Annotated in this window: 5 protein-coding genes; all 5 read left to right on the forward strand. The window is 39.7% G+C overall.

From position 1 onward, the window contains the following. Nucleotides 1–51: 51 nt before the first annotated feature. The 5 genes from ABN217_RS18920 to ABN217_RS18935 are packed head-to-tail and all read left to right on the forward strand — an operon-like array spanning nt 52 to nt 1,424. Nucleotides 52–339: a hypothetical protein gene (locus tag ABN217_RS18920; protein WP_349459803.1), complete on the forward strand. Its 288-nt coding sequence runs from the start codon at nt 52–54 to the stop codon at nt 337–339. Next, a complete protein-coding gene (locus ABN217_RS20760) occupies nt 336–470 on the forward strand; it encodes a protein NinF (protein ID WP_502935134.1) in 135 nt (44 codons plus the stop codon). The genes ABN217_RS18920 and ABN217_RS20760 overlap by 4 nt, the downstream gene beginning before the upstream one ends. Then, nucleotides 451–609 (forward strand): hypothetical protein, encoded by a 159-nt coding sequence (locus ABN217_RS18925; protein WP_349459804.1) that lies wholly within the window; start codon nt 451–453, stop codon nt 607–609. The genes ABN217_RS20760 and ABN217_RS18925 overlap by 20 nt, the downstream gene beginning before the upstream one ends. Before the next feature lie 3 nt (nt 610–612). After that, on the forward strand, nt 613–1,233 hold the full coding sequence (locus ABN217_RS18930) for a recombination protein NinG (protein ID WP_349459805.1): 621 nt from the start codon (nt 613–615) through the stop codon (nt 1,231–1,233). Beyond that, nucleotides 1,233–1,424 carry a hypothetical protein gene (locus ABN217_RS18935; protein ID WP_161770183.1) on the forward strand — a complete coding sequence of 64 codons (192 nt, stop codon included), beginning with the start codon at nt 1,233–1,235 and terminating at the stop codon, nt 1,422–1,424. Before ABN217_RS18930 ends, ABN217_RS18935 begins: the two co-directional genes overlap by 1 nt. Nucleotides 1,425–1,472: the final 48 nt, after the last annotated feature.

Here is a 1,472-nt window from a genome sequence, read left to right on the forward strand (position 1 = left end):
GGGTAATCCGATGCTGATGAAGTTTGATTCATTATTGGGTGGGGTGAGGGTGTGAAAACCAAGTCAACAAAAATGGAGCTGGTTAAGTTTGAAAGAAACGAAAACCTATTTCTCAAGGAGTATAACGTTACTCACAATAACGAGACTACAAAGTTAGAGCAGAAAATATCTATTGCCAGAGATAACTTTGGAAAGTTTGAGGTAGATATTGAAATGGATGGATTCCCTCGTATTAGTGATGAAACCGAAGCACTACTCAAATACGGAGAGTGGCTAGAGCGACTAGGTATTTCCATTAAACGTGAGGCTAAACGTGCGGTAAAGCGAGGCGTTCAATGAACTGCCTATCATGCAATAGACCGTTAACAGATGATGAAATTTATGTGTGTGCTCAGTGTGCTGATGAATACGCTCATTTGGAAGTGATGGATAAAATCAAAGGAGAGGGAGATGCCGAGGTATCGCAGTAAATATAAACACAAACATAAACATCCAAAGAAACCACAAAAGGAGTTTGAACCAATGCTTAATGCCAATTTATCACGTTATGGAAAATTTATCGCAATATGGTTTATCGCCATGTTAATTCTTGGAGTTATTTTGGGGTGATGTATGGCTAAGGCTAAAAAGCCGAAGCTCAAAACCTGTAAAGTCTGCAACAAAGAATTCACTCCCTACCTATCTACTCAAAAAGTTTGTTCCACATCTTGTGCAATAAAATTCGCCTCAAATGAAATTAAACGGACCGAAGAAAAGGACCGTAAAAAACGCTTGTCTGAGGAAAGGAAGTTATTGCGGATCCGAAAGGAAAAGCTAAAGACAAAATCAGACTGGAACAAAGAGGCTCAGGCAGCAGTAAATAAATACATATTTTGGCGCGACTACGGTCAACCATGTATTGCTTGTGGGCGGTCCTTAAATTATGGGGTAAGAGGTGGTTCCGTAGATGCTAGTCATTACAGGTCTAGAGGTTCGGCAAGTCATTTAAGATTTAATCTACTCAATATTCATGCTGGCTGTGTTCACTGCAATAGGGACCTGTCAGGCAATCACATTCCATATCGCATTAATCTCATCAATAAAATCGGCGAAGAGCGAGTAACTCGTTTAGAGCACGATAACACGGTCCGTAAATTCAACATCGAATATCTCAAGCGAATGAAATCCATATTCACTCGTAGGGCCCGTTGGTATGAGAAAAGACGAAAGGATCAATATTCGGAGGTGGCTTAATGTTCACTGACTTAATCGCAGCTATTGAAGAAGCAAGATATTTAAAATCCAAATCAGGTGGTCGAGTTAACTTCTGTGTAATGCAGATTATGAACTATATGGAAGTAGTCAGCGGGCTGATGGATGGTGTCAGGGTTTTATATACAACTGCGAATGATGATTATCACACAGTATTACCGGAGGCGAGATGAGACTTGCAGATTTACCAAAATATTTTTCACCAAAAAGCATTATGTTTA

Source organism: Proteus sp. fly-1067, assembly GCF_040139345.1.
Lineage (GTDB): Bacteria > Pseudomonadota > Gammaproteobacteria > Enterobacterales > Enterobacteriaceae > Proteus > Proteus vulgaris_B.